16 protein-coding genes and 1 rRNA gene are annotated in these 16830 nt (G+C 70.5%); 4 read left to right on the top strand and 13 right to left on the bottom strand.

Features of this window, described 5'->3' with window-relative positions; genetic code table 11:
- Position 1: 1 nt before the first annotated feature.
- Both AB0O65_RS13645 and AB0O65_RS13650 read left to right on the top strand, forming a co-directional pair.
- Positions 2–751, top strand: a complete 750-nt coding sequence (locus AB0O65_RS13645; protein ID WP_363385883.1) for an alpha/beta hydrolase — start codon at positions 2–4, stop codon at positions 749–751.
- Positions 748–1908: an acyl-CoA dehydrogenase family protein gene (locus tag AB0O65_RS13650; RefSeq protein WP_363385886.1), complete on the top strand. Its 1161-nt coding sequence runs from the start codon at positions 748–750 to the stop codon at positions 1906–1908. The genes AB0O65_RS13645 and AB0O65_RS13650 overlap by 4 nt, the downstream gene beginning before the upstream one ends.
- A 16-nt stretch (positions 1909–1924) precedes the next feature.
- Here the strand turns inward: AB0O65_RS13650 and AB0O65_RS13655 are convergent, their stop codons facing one another.
- From AB0O65_RS13655 to AB0O65_RS13680, 6 genes are all read right to left on the bottom strand, one after another.
- Positions 1925–3583, bottom strand: coding sequence for an amidohydrolase (locus AB0O65_RS13655; protein ID WP_363385889.1), 1659 nt, complete (start codon positions 3581–3583; stop codon positions 1925–1927).
- A gap of 1 nt (position 3584) precedes the next feature.
- Positions 3585–4448, bottom strand: a complete 864-nt coding sequence (locus tag AB0O65_RS13660) for an ABC transporter permease (protein WP_363385892.1) — start codon at positions 4446–4448, stop codon at positions 3585–3587.
- Positions 4445–5329, bottom strand: a complete 885-nt coding sequence (locus AB0O65_RS13665; protein WP_071645100.1) for an ABC transporter permease — start codon at positions 5327–5329, stop codon at positions 4445–4447. The genes AB0O65_RS13660 and AB0O65_RS13665 overlap by 4 nt, the downstream gene beginning before the upstream one ends.
- Positions 5322–6500, bottom strand: a complete 1179-nt coding sequence (locus AB0O65_RS13670) for a spermidine/putrescine ABC transporter substrate-binding protein (RefSeq protein ID WP_071645101.1) — start codon at positions 6498–6500, stop codon at positions 5322–5324. Before AB0O65_RS13670 ends, AB0O65_RS13665 begins: the two co-directional genes overlap by 8 nt.
- A 64-nt stretch (positions 6501–6564) precedes the next feature.
- Positions 6565–7722, bottom strand: a complete 1158-nt coding sequence (locus AB0O65_RS13675) for an ABC transporter ATP-binding protein (RefSeq protein ID WP_363385897.1) — start codon at positions 7720–7722, stop codon at positions 6565–6567.
- A 133-nt stretch (positions 7723–7855) separates the two neighbouring features.
- Complete coding sequence (locus AB0O65_RS13680; protein ID WP_071645103.1) at positions 7856–8128, bottom strand: metal-sensitive transcriptional regulator; 273 nt, start codon at positions 8126–8128, stop codon at positions 7856–7858.
- 34 nt (positions 8129–8162) lie between these two features.
- Here AB0O65_RS13680 and AB0O65_RS13685 point away from each other — a divergent pair, with 34 nt between their 5' ends.
- Positions 8163–9446 (top strand): DUF445 family protein, encoded by a 1284-nt coding sequence (locus AB0O65_RS13685; protein WP_363385900.1) that lies wholly within the window; start codon positions 8163–8165, stop codon positions 9444–9446.
- A gap of 139 nt (positions 9447–9585) precedes the next feature.
- Here the strand turns inward: AB0O65_RS13685 and AB0O65_RS13690 are convergent, their stop codons facing one another.
- From AB0O65_RS13690 to hutH, 5 genes are all read right to left on the bottom strand, one after another.
- Positions 9586–10230 (bottom strand): SDR family oxidoreductase, encoded by a 645-nt coding sequence (locus AB0O65_RS13690; protein ID WP_363385903.1) that lies wholly within the window; start codon positions 10228–10230, stop codon positions 9586–9588.
- Positions 10231–10293: 63 nt separating this feature from the next.
- On the bottom strand, positions 10294–11199 hold the full coding sequence (locus tag AB0O65_RS13695) for an arginase family protein (RefSeq protein WP_363385906.1): 906 nt from the start codon (positions 11197–11199) through the stop codon (positions 10294–10296).
- Entirely contained in the window at positions 11196–12371 is a 1176-nt protein-coding gene (gene hutI, locus AB0O65_RS13700; RefSeq protein ID WP_363385909.1) for an imidazolonepropionase, read from the bottom strand. Before hutI ends, AB0O65_RS13695 begins: the two co-directional genes overlap by 4 nt.
- Positions 12368–14035: a urocanate hydratase gene (gene hutU / locus AB0O65_RS13705; RefSeq protein WP_363385912.1), complete on the bottom strand. Its 1668-nt coding sequence runs from the start codon at positions 14033–14035 to the stop codon at positions 12368–12370. Before hutU ends, hutI begins: the two co-directional genes overlap by 4 nt.
- Positions 14028–15569 carry a histidine ammonia-lyase gene (gene hutH, locus AB0O65_RS13710; protein ID WP_363385915.1) on the bottom strand — a complete coding sequence of 514 codons (1542 nt, stop codon included), beginning with the start codon at positions 15567–15569 and terminating at the stop codon, positions 14028–14030. The genes hutU and hutH overlap by 8 nt, the downstream gene beginning before the upstream one ends.
- Positions 15570–15626: 57 nt before the next feature.
- Between hutH and AB0O65_RS13715 the strand changes: the two genes are divergently transcribed.
- Positions 15627–16409, top strand: a complete 783-nt coding sequence (locus AB0O65_RS13715; RefSeq protein WP_363385918.1) for an IclR family transcriptional regulator — start codon at positions 15627–15629, stop codon at positions 16407–16409.
- A gap of 63 nt (positions 16410–16472) precedes the next feature.
- On the opposite strand, the gene AB0O65_RS13720 is transcribed toward AB0O65_RS13715, so the two are convergent.
- Positions 16473–16607, bottom strand: coding sequence for a hypothetical protein (locus AB0O65_RS13720; RefSeq protein WP_263598408.1), 135 nt, complete (start codon positions 16605–16607; stop codon positions 16473–16475).
- A 131-nt stretch (positions 16608–16738) separates the two neighbouring features.
- A 5S ribosomal RNA gene (gene rrf, locus AB0O65_RS13725) occupies positions 16739–16830 on the bottom strand; the annotation flags it as partial.

Below are 16830 nucleotides of genomic sequence, written 5' to 3' on the forward strand. Positions count from 1 at the left end.
CGTGCCCGCACCGCTCACCCTCCCTCGTCTGGTGTGGGGCGACGGCCGCCGCCGCGCCCTGCTCGTCCACGGTCTCGGATCGTCCGCGGCACTGATGTGGCGAATCGGCACCGCGTTGGCGGATGCCGGATGGCAGGCCTCCGCGGTCGACCTGCGCGGTCACGGCGACGCGCCCCGCGCCCTCGACTACTCCGTCGCGGCCTACGGCACCGACGTCGCTGCCGCCAGGCCGGATGACGGCGGAGAGTGGGATGCCGTGATCGGTCACTCGCTGGGTGGCGCCGCCACCGTCATCGCCGCGACCACGGCATCCGGATGGGCACGACGTCTCGTGCTGATCGACCCGGCGATCCACGTCGCGGGACGCGACGAGGGCATCATCCGCCGGAGCCAGCAGCGCGCGTTCGCGTCCCCCGATCTCGAGGCGGTGCGCGCCGAGCATCCGGACTGGCATCCGCAGGACGTCGAGCTGAAGGTGGATGCCGTGCTGCGGGCCAGCCGCTGGGCCGTCGAGCAGACCAGCGCGCAGAACCAGCCATGGGATGTGCGCGCGCAGGCGGCGGAGATCCGCCTCCCGACGCACATCGTCGGAGCCGACCCCGAGGTGTACAGCCTGTTCACCGGCGAACGGGCACGCTCCGTGCTCGAGAACCCGCACATCAGCATGTCGGTCGTGTCCGGCGCCGGGCACTCGCCGCACCGCGATCGTCCCGAAGAGACGATCCGTCAGATCCTGGAGGCCCTCTCGTGAGCGCATTCGACCCCACCCACCATCTGCCCGACGAGCTGCTCGAGCGCATCCGCGAGCGTGCGGCGGTGCATGATCGGGACAACACCTTCCCGCAGCAGGACCTCGACGAGCTGCGCGATGCCGGTTACCTGTCGATCCTGGTTCCCCGCGAGCGCGGCGGTGCCGGTCTGGGCCTCGCCGAGGCCGCGGTGCTGCAGCAGCGCCTCGCCTCCGCCGCCCCCGCCACGGCGCTGGCGATCAACATGCACCTGGTGTGGACGGGCGTGGCGAAGGTGTTCAGCGACCGCGGCGTGCCGGGGCTGGAGTTCGTGCAGGAGGGCGCCGCCGCCGGCGATGTCTTCGCGTTCGGCATCAGCGAGGGCGGCAACGATCTGGTGCTGTTCGGCAGCGACACGGATGCCCTGCCGCAGAGCGACGGCGGCTACGCCTTCACCGGCACGAAGATCTTCACCTCCCTCGCCCCGGTGTGGACGAAGCTGGGTCTGCACGGCCTCGACACGACGAGCGCGGACGCCCCGAAGCTGGTGTTCGCGTTCGTCGGCCGCACGGATGCCGTCGTCACGAGCGATGACTGGGACACCCTCGGCATGAGGGGCACGCAGAGCCGCACGACGCGCCTGAACGGCGCGGTCGCGGCGCCCGAGCACGTCGTGCGGCGGATCGACCCCGGCCCGAACCCCGACCCGATCGTGTTCGGCATCTTCAGCGTGTTCGAGATCCTGCTGGCATCCGTCTACACCGGGATCGCCCGACGCGGGCTCGATCTCGCCGTCGGCGCCGCGAAGGGTCGCCGCTCGAAGAAGACCGGCACGACGTACAGCCAGGATCCCGACATCCGGTGGCGGATCGCCGACATGGCTCTCGCATACGACGCCCTGCCGCCGCAGATCGCTGCCCTCGCTGCGGATGTCGACGAGAGAGCCGATCACGGCGCGCGCTGGTTCACGCTGCTGTCGGGGCTGAAGCACCGCGCCGTCGTGATGGCGAAGCAGGTGGTCGACGACGCGATGCTGGTCGCGGGCGGTGGGTCGTACTTCTCGTCGAACGAGCTGTCCCGGCTGTACCGCGACGTGCTCGCCGGGATGTTCCATCCGTCGGACCCGGAGTCGGCGCACGCGACGGCTGCGTCGGCCTGGCTGGGGCCTGTCGAGGGCTGAGGCTCCTCGCCGCGGGTCAGGCCTCGAACACCCGCACACCCTCGACCCAGGTGCCGAGCACCCGGGTGTCGCCGATCCGCCCCGGCTCGCCGTCGAACGGATCGCGCTCGAGCAGGGCGAGGTCGGCCAGCATCCCGACTCTGATCGTTCCGGTCTCGGGCAGGCTGTTCACCCGCGCCGACCCGGCGGTGTACGCCTGCAGCGCGCTGCCCAGGTCGATGGCCTGCTCGGGCAGGAACGGCGGGTAGTCACCCTCCCATTCCGACGGGGCGGAGCGGCGGTTGACCGCGGTGTGGATCGCCGCCATCGGATCCGGCGTCGACACAGACCAGTCGCTTCCCGCGGCGAGCGCGGCGCCCGTGCGCAGCAGGTCGCCGAACGGATACTGCCAGCTCGCGCGCGTCTCGCCGAGGAACGGCAGCGTGAGATCGACCATCTGCGGCTCGAGGGTCGCCCAGAGCATCTGCATGTTGGCGGTGACGCCCAGTCGGCGGAACCGGGGCACATCATCCGGGTGGACGACCTGGATGTGGGAGATGTGGTGCGGATTGCCGCGAGGCCCGTTGCGCTGCAGCGCGCTCTCGACGGCGTCGAGGCACTCGCGCACCGCCCGGTCGCCGATGGCGTGGAAGTGCAGCGTGAAGCCGAGGGCGTCCAGCCGCGCCGCCGCCTCGTTCAGCACGTCGGGCTCGACGAACGAGATGCCGGCGTTCTCGGTGGGGTGCCCGTGGCCGTCGCAGTACGGCTCGAGCATCGACGCCGTGAAGTTCTCGGCCACGCCGTCCTGCATGATCTTGATGCTGGTCGCGGCGAAGCGCCGTCCGCCGGCGGCGCTCTCGCGCAGCGCGACGAGGTCGTCGATCTGCTCCAGCCCCCGCGTCCGGTCCCACCACAGCGACCCCACGACGCGACCGGTCAGCTCGCCCGCCCGATCGGCGGCGATGTACACCGGCAGCGGATCGCCGGCATCGCTGTACTGCGTGCCGACGATGGCATCCTGCCAGGCCGTGATTCCGAACGAGTGCAGGTGACGCTGGCCGACGGCGAGCGCCTCTCGCAGCCGCTCGTGCGGTTCGGCGGGCAGCAGCCGGTTGACGAGGGTCATCGCGCCCTCGTGCAGGGTTCCGGACGGGGTTCCCGAAGCATCCCGCTCGATCCGGCCGTCGTCCGGGTCGGGGGTGTCGCGGGTGATCCCCGCGAGAGCGAGCGCGCGGGAGTTCACCCACGCGCCGTGTCCGTCGCGGTTGGGCAGGAACGCGGGCCGGTCGGGCACCACGGTGTCCAGCGCCGCGGCCGTCGGCGTGCCGCCGGGGAAGGCCGACATCTGCCAGCCGCCGCCCAGCACCCATTCGTCATCCGGATGCTCGGCCGCGTACTGCGCGATCCGCTGCAGGTACGCCTCCTGACTCGACAGGTCGGCGAGGTCGCAGCGCAGCATGTCGAGCCCACCCCACAGCGGGTGCACATGGGCATCCTGGAACCCCGGCAGCAGCATCCGGCCGTCCAGATCGACCACCTCGGTGCCGGGGCCGATCAGGGCGTTCGCCTCCCCGTCGAGCGCGACGATCCGCCCGTCGCGGACGGCGACGGCGTCGGCTCGCGACCGAGACGCGTCGGAGACGAACACTCTTCCGCCGTAGGCGCCGCCGGTGAACACGAGGTCGGCGTCGGTCATGTCATCCTCCTGCCATGGTGCGGGCGATCTCGGTGGTCGAGTCCCCCGCCTTCTTCAGCACCAGGGCGACGAGAGCCAGCGAGACGAGCGTGAGCAGCAGCATCACGGTCGACACGGCGGCGATCTCGGGCCGCAGCCCGCTGCGCAGCGAGCTCAGCACGTACACCGGCCAGGGTGTGGTGCCCGACACCTGCACGAAGGCCGAGACGACGGTGTTGTCGAGACTGAGTGTGAATGACAGCAGGAATCCGGCGAGCACGGCCGGCATCGCGAGCGGCAGGGTCACGCGCAGGAAGGTGCGCACCGGCGGGGCGTACAGGTCGGCCGATGCCTCCTCCAGGCGCGCGTCGAGACCGACCAGCCTGGCCCGGACGATGTACGACACGATGGCGATCGAGAACAGTGAGTGACCGACGACGAGACGCACGGTGCCGTCGTTGAACATCGTGAGCCCGAGGTCCTGACCGAGGAAGACGAGCCACGGCAGCAGCGCGACGGCGTCGACGATCTCGGGTGTGACCGACACGAGCAGCAGCAGTCCGAGGAACCACCAGACCCACTTCCCCGGTCGGCGGGCCATCGCGATGCCGGCGAGCGTGCCGAGCACCGCAGCGAACAGCGCCGCGATCAGGCCGGTGCGCAGCGACACCATCACGGCGTCGCGGATGACGGGCTTCTCGACCAGCGCCGCGAACGGAGCGAAGCTGAAACCGTCCCACGCGACCAGCAGCCGCCCCGAGTTGAACGACGCCATGATGATGACGATGATCGGCAGGAACAGGAACGCGTAGACCGCGACCGACCAGATGCCGAGGACGCGGTCGCCGATGGCGGCGCGGGGACGACGGGTGCGGATGTCGCTCATGATGCCTCTCCCAGGACGAGTCGGCTGCGGCTTCGCAACGGCAGCGAGATCAGCCAGAGGATGCCGGCGACGACACCGATCGTGAGCATGATCACGAGGATGAGCAGCACCGCCATGGCCGAGCCCAGCGCCCAGTTCTGCGCGGTGCCGAACTGGCTGGCGACCAGCTGGCCGATCATGTTGCCCTGCGCTCCGCCGAGGACGGTCGCGGTGATGTAGTCGCCCATCAGTGGGATGAACACCAGCAGCACGCCGGCGATGATGCCGGGTCGCGCCAGAGGCACGGTGACCTGCAGGAAGGTGCGGATGCCGTTCGCGCCGAGATCCTTGCTGGCTTCGCGCAGCGGCGTTCCGACGCGGTCGAAGGCGACGTACAGCGGCAGGATCATCAGAGGCAGATAGTTGTAGACGACGCCGATGAGCACGGCGGTGCGGGTGTAGAGCACATCGATCGGTCCGTCGAGCATCCCCAGCCCCTGCAGCAGCGACGACAGCCAGCCCTCGGGCGAGAGAATCACCTGCCAGCCGAGCGTGCGCACGAGGAAGTTCGTCCAGAACGGCACCATCACGAGTGCGATCAGCAGGCCCCGACGCGAGGGCGGCGCCTTCACGGCCATCCAGTACGCGACCGGGCCGCCGATCAGCAGGCACAGCACGGTGCCGATGATGCCGACCCAGAGGGTGTTCTGGAACGTCGCGAAGAACGTGGGCGACATGGCCTCGGCGTACCGGTCGAAGGACAGCACGTCGTTGGCATGCGTGCCGAAGATGCCCGGCTTGTACCCGAAGCTGAACCACACGACCATGGCGATGGGCGCGATGAAGAACAGCGCCAGCCACACCCACGCGGGTACGGCCAGCCCGAAGCGAGGGCTACGCACCGGCGGCGGCCTTCGTCTTGTTCCAGATCTCGACGATGCGCGCCTGCGCCTCCGTGACCTTGCCCTCATGCATGGTCTTCACCTGCGCCTCGTCGAAGAACACCATGTCGAGCATCTCGAGTCCGGCGGCCTCGGCCGCCTCCTTGATTCCCGCGGCCCCGGTGTCGTAGCCGATGTAGTCGACCTGGGCGAGCTGGTTCTCGGGGGTGAGGATGTAGTTCAGGAAGGCATGGGCGGCCTCGGGGTGCGGTGCGCCCTCGACGAGCGCCCAGTTGTCCATCCACAGCTCGGTGTCGGGGGCGCCGAGCACCCACTGCCAGCGGTCGGGGTCGGGCGACTCCTGGATGCCGATGCGCGCATCGCCGTTCCACGACTGCATGAGCACGTGCGACGCCTGCGGGATCGCCGCACCTCCGGGGTACGAGTCGAAGGCAGAGATGTGCGGTGCCAGCTCGTCGACGAGGAACTTCTCGCACGCGTCGAGGTCGGCGGGGTCCGTGGTGTTCCAGTCGATGCCGTTGGCCCAGTAGTAGATGCCGCCGAGCGGGGCCGGGTCATCGAGCACCGAGGTCTTGCCGGACGCCTCGTTCTGAGCCGCGTCGATGAAGTCGCTCCACGTCTTCAGCTCACGCGTGATGACCGTCTTGTCGTACACGAAACCGGTGGTGCCCCACGCCTTGCAGATGGAGTACTCGTTCTTCGGGTCCCAGTCGCGCCCGAGGAAGGCGGGATCCATGTGCTTCATGTTGGGGATGAGATCCAGGTTGAGCTTGGCGAGCAGCCCGTTCTCGATCATCTGCGGGATGAACACACCGGTCGGCACGACGAGGTCGTAGCCGCTGGTTCCCTTCGCCGCGACGAGCTTGGCGATCATCTCCTCGTTCGAGTTGAAGGTGTCCATGACGACCTTCGCACCCTCGTCGTTCGTGAACGCCTCGATCACCTCGGGGGCGTCGTACTCGCCCCAGCTGTAGATGGAGAGCTTGTCCTCCACCGCGCCGCCGGTGGCGCCGGGCGCCGGCTTTCCCGAGCCGCCTGGCGAGCAGGCGGTGAGCACGCCCGCGGCTCCCAGCGCGGCGACGACGCCCATGAAGCCCCGCCGGGTGAGCTGATGGCGCACGACGGGCGCGATGCTGCTGTCAGCCAGGATGCGGATGCTGTTGTCGTTCATGAGAGCACTCCTTCGTGCGGTGCGGTGCGGTGCGGTGCGGTGCGGGTGGTGAGGTGGATGCCGCTCAGCGCGCTGCGCGGTCGGGGAGGGCGATGACGTGAGTGGCGGCGGTGGGCGCGCCCTCGGCGGCGAAGAGCCGCACGTCGTCGCGCGACCAGGTGCAGCGCACCGCCTGGTCGACGGCGACCGCCGGCGCCGTCGGTGCCGGAGTGCGCACGAGCAGCGTCTGTCCGCCGTCGATGCCGACGACGACCTGGAGGGTCTCGCCGAGGTACGACACGCTGAGCACACGGCCGTCGATGCCGAAGGCGGTGGAGTCGGGCGTTTCGATCCGGATGAACTCCGGCCGGATGGCGGCGACGGCCGCGCCCCCGTCCGCGACCTGCTCGGCTCCCCATCGGCCGTGGATGAGGCCGACGGTCGTCTGCACCGCATCGCCGCGAGCGGTGCCGCTGAGAAAGTTCTGCTGGCCGATGAACGATGCGACGTACGCCGACGCGGGTGCGGCGTAGATCCGGTCGGGAGCATCGAGCTGCTCGATGCGGCCGGCGCGCATCACGGCGATCCGATCGCTCATCGACAGCGCTTCGCCCTGGTCGTGCGTCACGAAGACGAACGTCGTCCCGAGCCGGGACTGCAGCAGCTTCAGCTCGACCTGCATCTCCTCGCGCAGCTGGCGGTCGAGCGCGGCGAGCGGCTCGTCGAGCAGCAGCACACTGGGGCGGTTGATGAGCGCACGGGACAGCGCGATGCGCTGCTGCTGCCCGCCGGAGAGCATGGTCGGCTTGCGGTCGGCGAACCGGCGCAGCTGCACCATGTCGAGGGCGGCGGTGACCCGCTCCCGCTGCTCGGCCTTGGGCACCCGGCGCTGCTGCAGGCCGTAGGCGACGTTCTCGGCGACGGTCATGTGCGGGAACAGCGCGTACGCCTGGAAGACGGTGTTCACCTCGCGGCGGTGCGGCGGCAGCCCGAGCACGCTGCGGCCCGAGATGCGGATGTCGCCGCTGCCCGGATGCTCGAACCCGGCGATCATGCGCAGCGTCGTGGTCTTCCCGCAGCCCGACGGTCCCAGCAGGGAGAGGAACTCGCCCGGCTGGATCGACAGCGACAGGTCATCGACCGCCGGCGCATCGCCGTAGTGCTTGGTGACGCCGATGATGTCGACGCCCCCCGTCGCCGGGTCGGCGGTCGGCGCGGGCGCCGCGGGTGCGAGCTGTGCCATGGAACCTCCACGTTGAGTTCTGACTGACGTCAGTCAAGCACAGTCGCGCGGTGAGGTACAGCGAAAAACGAAGAATGGACAGAAGAGAGCGACGATATCCGTTGTCAAGCTGTCTTGATTGTGTCGATATGGTCTACTTGCGGTCGAAATCGAACGCCTTCAGCAGCTCGCCGACCGCGGTCTCGCGCTCGTCGCCGCCCTGCTCGAACATGTGCGTGACATGCGTGCGCAGGTGGTTCTCGAGCAGCAGGCGGTTGAGTGACTCGAGCGAGCGCTGCACGGCACGCGACTGGGTGATGATGTCCATGCAGTAGTCCTCGTTCTCGATCATCCGCGCAATGCCGCGCAGCTGACCCTCGAGGATGCTGGTGCGGTGCAGAGCGCGCTTCTTGATGTCGTCGATCACCCCTCGAGCCTAGTCACCGTGAAAGGATGACGGCATGTCGCGAACACCGATGGCGCTGCTCTCGCCGGCCGATCAGGAGCGACTGCGCAGCCTTCGCCGGATGAAGGCCGTGGCGCTGGGCGCGCTGATCTTCATGGCCGTCGTGTTCGTCCTCTCCTTCTGGCTCGAATCACGGCATCCGTGGCTCGGCTACCTCCGCGCGGCGGCCGAGGGCGGCATGGTCGGCGCCCTGGCCGACTGGTTCGCCGTGACCGCGCTGTTCCGCCGCCCGCTCGGACTGCCGATCCCGCACACCGCGATCATCCCCAACCGCAAGGATGAGATCGGGCGCACCCTGGGCGAGTTCGTCGAGACGAACTTCCTGGCAGGTGAGGTCGTGCGCGCGAAGCTGTCGACGACCGCCCTCTCGCAGCGGCTCGGCGAGTGGCTCAGCCACGAGGCGCACGCCGAGCGCGTGGCGGCGGAGGCCGCCACGGCGGCCTCCGCCGTGCTGCGCGCGCTGAGCGACGATGACGTGCAGAGCCTGATCGCCGACCTCGCGCGCGAGCACCTCATCGAGCCCGACTGGGCGCCGTCGGCGGGCACCTGGCTGCAGCGCATCGTCGAGGCGGATGCGCATCGCGGCGCCGTCGACCTCGCCGTGGACAGTCTCGGCGCCTGGCTCGAGAACAACGCCGCGGCGTTCCAGGGGCTGATCTCCCGCCGCCTGCCGTCATGGGTCCCGCGCCTGGCTCACCGCTTCGTCGACGAGACGGCGTACAGCGAGGCCCTGAAGTTCGTCCGCGCCGTGCACGCCGATCCGCAGCATCCGGCCCGCATCGCCCTCGACGGCTACCTCGCGCGCCTCGCCGACGGACTGCAGCACGACGATGCGATGCGCGAGCGGCTGGAGAGCGCCAAGACGACGCTGTTCGACAGCCCGCGCGTGGGCGAGCTCGCGGCGCAGGCCTGGAACACCGCCAAGGCCGGCCTGCTCGACGCACTGGCCGATCCGCAGAGCGGGCTGCGCCGCAGAGCGGCCACCGCGATCGCCGAGGTCGGACAGCGCCTGGCCACTGATCCCGTGCTGCAGGCGCGGGTCGACGGCTGGGCGACGGATGCCGCGGTCTTCCTCGTCGATCGGTACCGCCACGACATCGCATCCATCATCACCGACACCGTCGAGAAGTGGGATCCGGCCGAGACGACGGAGAAGATCGAGCTCATGGTGGGCCGCGACCTGCAGTACATCCGGCTGAACGGCACCGTGGTGGGTGCGCTCGCAGGGGTCGCGATCTACGCCGTCGCCCACGCCCTCATCCCCGTCGGCCTGGGCTGACGCCGCCGCCCCCACACACCGCTCCTCGTTCCGGTATGAGTTTCTGCCGCATCACCCGCGTGCCGAGCGGCACAAACTCATACCGGAGCGAGGGGCGGTTCGTCCTGGGGTGGGCGGGGTGGGACGGGGGAGGCCGGAGTCAGGGGCGCAGCGCCGCGGCGATCGGCGTCTCGCCGTCGTTGAAGCGGATGGTCCGGCCGGCGGTGGAGTCGTCGACGAGCACCTGCGCGATGACCTGTGCGACGTTCGCGCGCGACACCTGACCCGATTCGCTCGAGGCGGTGTCGATCCGCCCTGTTCCCTCGTCGAGGGTGAGGGCGCTCGGCCCCAGCACTGTCCACTCCAGCTGCGACGAGCGCAGATGCTCGTCCGCGGCCGCCTTGGCCTCGGCGTAGGCGTGGAACGGGTTGTCGGTCGGGATGCCGTGGTCGCGGGACGCCCCGAAGTACGACACCATCACGTAGCGGCGCACCCCGGCATCTGCCGCGGCATCCATCGACCGCACCGCGGCATCGCGGTCGACGGCGCGCGTGCGCGCCGGGTCGCCGCCACCCGCTCCCGCCGACCACACCACGGCGTCGTGCCCGGCGAGCAGCGCGGCGATCGCCGCCTGGTCCTCGTGCTCGACGTCGAACACGACCGGGTGTGCACCGGCCGCCCGCACGTCATCGACGTGATCGGGATTGCGGATCACCGCGGTCACCTCGTCTCCGCGAGCCGAGAGAAGCGGAGCGAGCAGCAGGGCGACCTTTCCGTGGCCGCCGAAGATCACGATTCGAGCCATGCCTCCACGCTACGCCCTCGAGCCATGCGCGGGGCCGCCCTGGGCCGCCGCGGCCCCGCGGCGTCAGCGCGAGGCGAGACCGGCGAGCAGCTCGAGCACGCAGAGCGCGGCAAGGCGCACGGTGCGCGCGTCGTCAGCGTCGGCGGTGGCATCGACCTCCGCGATGTCGGCACTGGCGACCTTCGCATCTGCAGCGATGGCGCGAACCAGCGCGCGCAGCTCCCCCGCGGCCAGCCCGCCGGGGACGCTTGCCGGGCAGCCGGGAGCGGCCGCCCGGTCGACGACGTCGACATCGATGTCGAGATGGATGCGCGAGCCGACGCCGGCCACCGCGAGCGCCTCTGCCACGACCGACGGGATGCCTTTCTCCCGCACCTCGTCGAGCGTGATCACCCGGATGCCCCAGTCGGCGGCACGCTGAACGTAGGCGGCCGAGTTCGCGAAGTCGGCGATGCCGATCTGTACGATGCGCGTCGGGTCGATGCGCTCGCCGTCGGGAGCGTCCTCGATCAGGCGACGCACGGGTGAGCCGTTGGAGACGCCGTCGCGCAGGTCGAGGTGCGCGTCCAGCGTGATCAGCCCGTCGGCTCCTGCACCGCGGGCGACCGGATAGGTGAGCGAGTTGTCTCCGCCGAGGGCGATCACCAGCCGCGTCTGCTCTGCGAGGGCACGCACGCGCTCGAGCGCGCGCTGCACGCCGTCGTCGCCGTCCGGCTCGGGCACGTCGCCGGCGTCGACGATCCGCAGCGCGGCGTTCAGGTCGATGACCGGGGGACCCATCAGGGCCGGGCTGAAGCGCGGCAGCGCGTCGCGGATGGCGGCGGGGGTCGCGTGCGCGCCGGTGGGCGAGAGCGAGGTGCGCCAGGTCGGGATGCCGATCAGCGCGGCGTCAGCGCGATCCCCCGCCTCCGCAGCAGGCCACGATCCGGCGCGCGGCCAGAGGTCGTCGTGTGCGAGCGCCATGTTCATCCCTTCCGCCGGACGGACACGCCGTCCTTCCAGACCTGCCGCACGAGCGGCACGCCGGGCCGGTACGCCAGGTGCACGCGCGTGGGGGCCTCGAGCAGCACGAGATCGGCACGACGACCCGGGGCGATCACCCCGATGTCCGAGCGCTGCAGCGCCGCCGCGCCCCCGGCGGTCGCGGCCCGCACGGCTTCAGCCGGCGTCATGCCCATGTCCCGCACGGCGACGGCGATGCAGAACGGCATCGACGAGGTGAAACTCGAGCCGGGGTTGGTGTCGCATGCGATGGCCACCGTCACTCCGGCATCGATGAGGCGCCGCGCGTCGGGGTACGGCTGCCGCGTCGAGAACTCGACGCCGGGCAGCAGGGTGAGCACCGTGTCGGATGCGGCGAGCGCCGCGACGTCGTCGTCGGTCAGGAAGGTGCCGTGATCGACCGACGCCGCGCCGAGCTCGATGGCGAGCTGCACACCCTGGCCGTGGCCGAGCTGGCCGGCGTGCATGCGCGGCTTCAGCCCGCGGGCGACACCGGCCTCGAGCACGCGTCGTGACTGCGCGACGCTGAACGCACCGATCTCGCAGAACACGTCGATCCACGTGGCGTGCGGCGCACAGGCATCCATCATCGCGCCGACCACGAGCTCGACGTACTCGTCGGCGCGCCCGGCGTACTCCGCCGGCACGACGTGCGCACCGAGGAAGGTGACCTCCTCGGTCACCTCGGCGGCGAGGCGCACCAGACGCTGCTCGGTCTCGACGTCGAGACCGTAGCCGCTCTTGATCTCGACCGTCGTCGTGCCCTGCGCGAGCATCTCGTCGATGAAGCCGCGGACCCGGGCCCGCAGCTCGTCGTCGCTCGCCTGGCGGGTGGCGGCGACGGTGGAGCGGATGCCACCGGCAGCGTACTTCTCCCCCGCCATGCGCGCCTCGAACTCGGCCGCCCGATCGCCGCCGAACACGATGTGGCTGTGGCTGTCGACGAAGCCGGGGATGACCGCCCGACCACCGGCATCCACCACCGCATCGGCGGCCGGTGCGTCACTCGACGAGCCGACCCACGAGATCAGTCCGTCTGCGATCAGCACGGCGGCGTCGTGCACGGTGCCGCACCGGTCGGCCGGGGTGGCGACGTTCGTCGTCAGCTCCCCGATGTTCGTGATGAGCGAGGCGGTCACAGCATCGGCACCTTGAGTCCGCGCTCGCGGGCGATGTCGCGCGCATGCCCGTAGCCGGCGTCGACATGGCGCATCACACCGGTGCCCGGGTCGTTCGTCAGGACGCGCTCGAGCTTCTCCGCGGCCAGATCCGACCCGTCGGCGACGGTCACCTGCCCGGCGTGGATGGAGCGGCCGATGCCGACACCGCCGCCGTGATGCAGCGACACCCAGCTGGCACCGGACGAGGTGTTCAGCAGCGCGTTGAGCAGCGGCCAGTCGGCGATCGCGTCGGAGCCGTCCTTCATGGCCTCGGTCTCCCGGTACGGCGAGGCCACCGACCCGGAGTCGAGGTGATCGCGGCCGATGACGATCGGAGCCGACAGCTCACCCGAGGCGACCATCTCGTTGAACTTCAGGCCCGCGAGGTGGCGTTCCTTGAAGCCGAGCCAGCAGATGCGAGCGGGAAGGCCCTCGAAGCGCACCTTCTCGCGGGCCTTGTCGAGCCAGCGGTGCAGCGCCTTGTCGTCGGGGAAGAGCTCGGCGATCGCGCGATCGGTCTTGTAGATGTCCTCAGGGTCTCCCGAGAGCGCAGCCCACCGGAAGGGCCCGCGGCCCTCTTCGAACTGCGGGCGGATGTACGCCGGCACGAACCCGGGGAATTCGAAGGCGCGCGCGAACCCCCCGAGCTGCGCTTCGGCGCGGATCGAGTTGCCGTAGTCGAAGACCGCTGCGCCGGCATCCTGAAACGCGACCATGGCGGCGACGTGCGCGGCCATGGACTCGCGCGAGCGGCGGGTGAATTCCTCGGGGTCGCGATCGGCCTCGGTCTTCCAGTCCGCGACCGAGATCCCCACCGGCAGATAGGCGAGCGGGTCGTGCGCGCTGGTCTGGTCGGTGACCACGTCGATCGTCAGCTGCCCTGCATCCTGACGGCGCTTGAGCTCGGGGAACACCTCGGCGGCGTTGCCGACGACGCCCACGGAGAGAGCCTCCCCTGCTTCCTTCGCGGCGACGACGCGCGCGACCGCCTCGTCGAGGTCGGTGGTGTACTCGTCGAGATAGCCGTGGTCGACACGGCGCGAGAGGCGCGATTCGTCGACGTCGACGATCAGCACGACACCGTCGTTGAGCGTGACGGCCAGCGGCTGGGCGCCGCCCATTCCGCCGGCGCCGCCGGTGAGGGTGAGCGTGCCCCGCAGCGAGTCCCTGCCGAGGGAGCGGGCGACGGCGGCGAGGGTCTCGTACGTGCCCTGTAGGATGCCCTGGGTGCCGATGTAGATCCATGAACCTGCGGTCATCTGGCCGTACATCATCAGGCCCGCGGCCTCGAGCTTGCGGAACTCGGGCCAGGTGGCCCAGTCGCCGACGAGGTTGGAGTTCGCGATCAGAACGCGCGGGGCCCACTCGTGGGTGCGGAACACGCCGACCGGCTTGCCGGACTGCACGAGCAGCGTCTCGTCGGGCTCGAGCTCATCGAGGGTGCGGACGATCGCGTCGTACGCCTCCCAGCTGCGCGCGGCCCGCCCGGTGCCGCCGTAGACGACGAGGTCCTCCGGGTGCTCGGCGACCTCGGGGTCGAGGTTGTTCATGAGCATCCGCTTCGCGGCCTCGGCGCCCCAGCTCTTCGCGGTGCGCTCGTTGCCGCGCGCGGCGCGGATGATGCGGGTGGTGGTGTCAGACATTCGCGTGCTCCTTCGCAGCGCGGAGGACGGCGCCCGAGCGGACGAGCTCGGTCACGGCCTCCATGTCGGGTGAGAGGAAGTGGTCCGGACCGGGACCTGCGGCCACGGTGCGGACGAGGTCGCGCACGGCGCCCGTCGCGGGACCCGCCTGGAGGGGGGCCCGCAGATCGAGGGCACGCGCGCCGGTGAGGATCTCGATGGCGAGCACCCGCGTGAGACCGTCGAGGGCACGGCGCAGCTTTCGGGCTCCCGACCAGCCCATCGACACGTGGTCCTCCTGCATCGCGGATGACGGGATCGAGTCGACCGAGGACGGCACGGCGAGGCGCTTGAGCTCGGAGACGATGCCGGCCGCCGCGTACTGCGCGATCATCAGCCCGGAGTCGACACCGACCTCGTGCGCGAGGAAAGGGGGCAGGCCGTGACTGCGCGCGGGGTCGAGGGCCCGGTCGGTGCGTCGCTCCGAGACGGAGGCCACATCAGCGACCGAGATCGCGAGGAAGTCGAGCACCGCGGCGATCGGCGCCCCGTGGAAGTTGCCGTTCGACTCGATGCGCCCGTCCGCGGTGACGACCGGATTGTCGACCACGGACGCGAGCTCGCGCCGGGCGATCAGGGCCGCGTGGGCCATCGTGTCGCGTGCCGCGCCGTGCACCTGCGGCGAGCAGCGCAGCGAGTAGGCGTCCTGCACCCGGCCGTCCTCCGGCCCCTTGTGGCTGTGGACCATGGGCGAGTCGGCGAGGACCGCGCGCAGGTTCGCGGCCGACGTCGCCTGACCCACCTGCGGACGAAGCGCCATCAGGTCGGCGGCGAACACGGCATCGGTGCCCAGCTGAGACTCGACGGACATCGCGGCGGCGAGGTCGGCGGTGGTGATGAGGGTCTCGAGGTCATGCAGCGCGAGCAGCAGCATCCCGAGCATGCCGTCGGTGCCGTTGATGAGTGCGAGGCCCTCCTTCTCGACGAGGACGAGAGGCTCGATGCCGGCCGCGGCGAGAGCATCGGCAGCGGACACGAGCGCGCCGTCGGCGTCGCGGACGTCGCCCTCGCCCATCGACGCGAGCGCGACGTGGGCCAGCGGGGCGAGGTCGCCCGAGCAGCCGAGCGAGCCGTACTCGCGGACGACCGGGGTGATGCGGGCGTTCAGCATCGCCGCGTAGGTGTCGACGACGACGGGCCGCACGCCCGTGTGACCGGATGCCAGAGTCTGCAGGCGGAGCAGCTGCAGGGCCCGCACGACCTCGGTCTCGATTTCGGCTCCGGTGCCGGCGGCGTGGGAGCGGATCAGACTGATCTGCAGCTGGCGGCGGCGCTCGGAAGCGATGAAGGTGGTGGCGAGGGCTCCGAACCCGGTGGAGACACCGTAGTGCGGGTGCGGATCGGCCGCCATCCCGTCGATCACCGTGCGGGCGGCAGCGACGCGGTGGCGGGCGGCATCCGCGATCACCACAGGTGCGAAGTGGCGTGCGACGGCGACGACGTCATCCGGCGACAGGGAAGTCGCGCCGATGGTGACGGGAGACGAATGCTGCATACCTCGATTCCACACCGAGACGTTCGCCGGCGGGGCGTCGAGTGGAAGACTGTGTCTGTGATCACAGACATACCGGATGCCGAGCTGCACCGTCCACAGGTTCCGGCAGCTGACCAGACGCTGCGCATCCTGCGGCACCTCGCACGCCGGCCTGCGCCGATCGCGGCGACCGCACTCGCCCGAGAGCTCGGCATTCCGCGCTCCACCGTCTATCACCTCCTCGCGACCCTCGAGGAGCACGGCTTCGTCGTGCATCTCGCGCAGGAGCGGCGCTGGGGGCTGGGCACCAGCGCGTTCGAGCTCGCCGGCGGCTACGCCAGGCAGGAGCCGCTGGCCCGGCTGGGTCGGCCGATCCTCGCCGGTCTCGCTGATCGTGTCGGCGAGAGCGCCCACCTGGCGGTGATGAGTGGACGCGACGTGCTCTACATCGTCGAGGAGCGCGCTGCCCGCAGGCCCGCGCTGGTCACGGATGTGGGCGTGCGGCTGCCCGCGCACCTCACCGCGACCGGGCGTGCCATGCTGGCAGCCCTCCCCCGCGCGCAGGTGCGAGCGCTCTACCCGGACACCGCCGCGTTCACCGATCGGACGGGCAGTGGACCGGCGCGTCCGGCCGAGCTGCGTGAGGTGCTCCGCCAGGTACGTCAGGCAGGCGTCGCCACGGAAGACGGAGAGGTGACGGCGGGCTTCCGCTCCGTCGCCGCGGCAGTGCACGACCACGCCGGCTGGCCGATCGCCGCGGTCGCGGTGACGTGGGAGGACGCACGGGACGCTCCCGCGCAGGCGGAGGTGACTGCGGCCGCGCGTGTGCTGCAGAGCAGGCTGGGGTACGACCGCCGATGAGAACGACGAAGGGCGCCGCGGACTGCGATGTGCAGTCGACGCGACGCCCTCGACGAGCCGGGATCAGCCGGACGCACCCTTGCGGGGCTTGAGGAAGGACTCCGGTTCGCGCTTGGCGCGCTTCTCGGCTCTCTTCTCCTTGAGTGAGAGCTGGGGTGCCTTCTTCCCGGCTCGTGATTGCGGTGTCTTTCCAGACATGGACTCGCTTCCCCTCTTTCGGCTGGCGGGTTCGGTAACGACCGACCATAGCCCGTCCCCGGGGGAAGTCAAATCACGGGGACTTAACGCAAAAGAGCCACCCAACGATGGGTGGCTCTTTCACAGAGGAAGTCCGGCGGTGTCCTACTCTCCCACAGGGTCCCCCCTGCAGTACCATCGGCGCTGTGAGGCTTAGCTTCCGGGTTCGGAATGTGACCGGGCG

Origin of the sequence: Microbacterium sp. NPDC077391 (assembly GCF_040686955.1) — a bacterium.
Lineage (GTDB): Bacteria > Actinomycetota > Actinomycetes > Actinomycetales > Microbacteriaceae > Microbacterium > Microbacterium commune.

Bases quoted from the DNA above. Each gene is read 5' to 3' on its own strand.
- AB0O65_RS13655 (WP_363385889.1), bottom strand. From the start codon at position 3,583: ATGACCGACGCCGACCTCGTGTTCACCGGCGGCGCCTACGGCGGAAGA.
- AB0O65_RS13660 (WP_363385892.1), bottom strand. From the start codon at position 4,448: ATGAGCGACATCCGCACCCGTCGTCCCCGCGCCGCCATCGGCGACCGC.
- AB0O65_RS13670 (WP_071645101.1), bottom strand. From the start codon at position 6,500: ATGAACGACAACAGCATCCGCATCCTGGCTGACAGCAGCATCGCGCCC.
- AB0O65_RS13675 (WP_363385897.1), bottom strand. From the start codon at position 7,722: ATGGCACAGCTCGCACCCGCGGCGCCCGCGCCGACCGCCGACCCGGCG.
- AB0O65_RS13685 (WP_363385900.1), top strand. From the start codon at position 8,163: ATGTCGCGAACACCGATGGCGCTGCTCTCGCCGGCCGATCAGGAGCGA.
- AB0O65_RS13690 (WP_363385903.1), bottom strand. From the start codon at position 10,230: ATGGCTCGAATCGTGATCTTCGGCGGCCACGGAAAGGTCGCCCTGCTG.
- AB0O65_RS13695 (WP_363385906.1), bottom strand. From the start codon at position 11,199: ATGAACATGGCGCTCGCACACGACGACCTCTGGCCGCGCGCCGGATCG.
- hutU (WP_363385912.1), bottom strand. From the start codon at position 14,035: ATGTCTGACACCACCACCCGCATCATCCGCGCCGCGCGCGGCAACGAG.
- hutH (WP_363385915.1), bottom strand. From the start codon at position 15,569: ATGCAGCATTCGTCTCCCGTCACCATCGGCGCGACTTCCCTGTCGCCG.
- AB0O65_RS13720 (WP_263598408.1), bottom strand. From the start codon at position 16,607: ATGTCTGGAAAGACACCGCAATCACGAGCCGGGAAGAAGGCACCCCAG.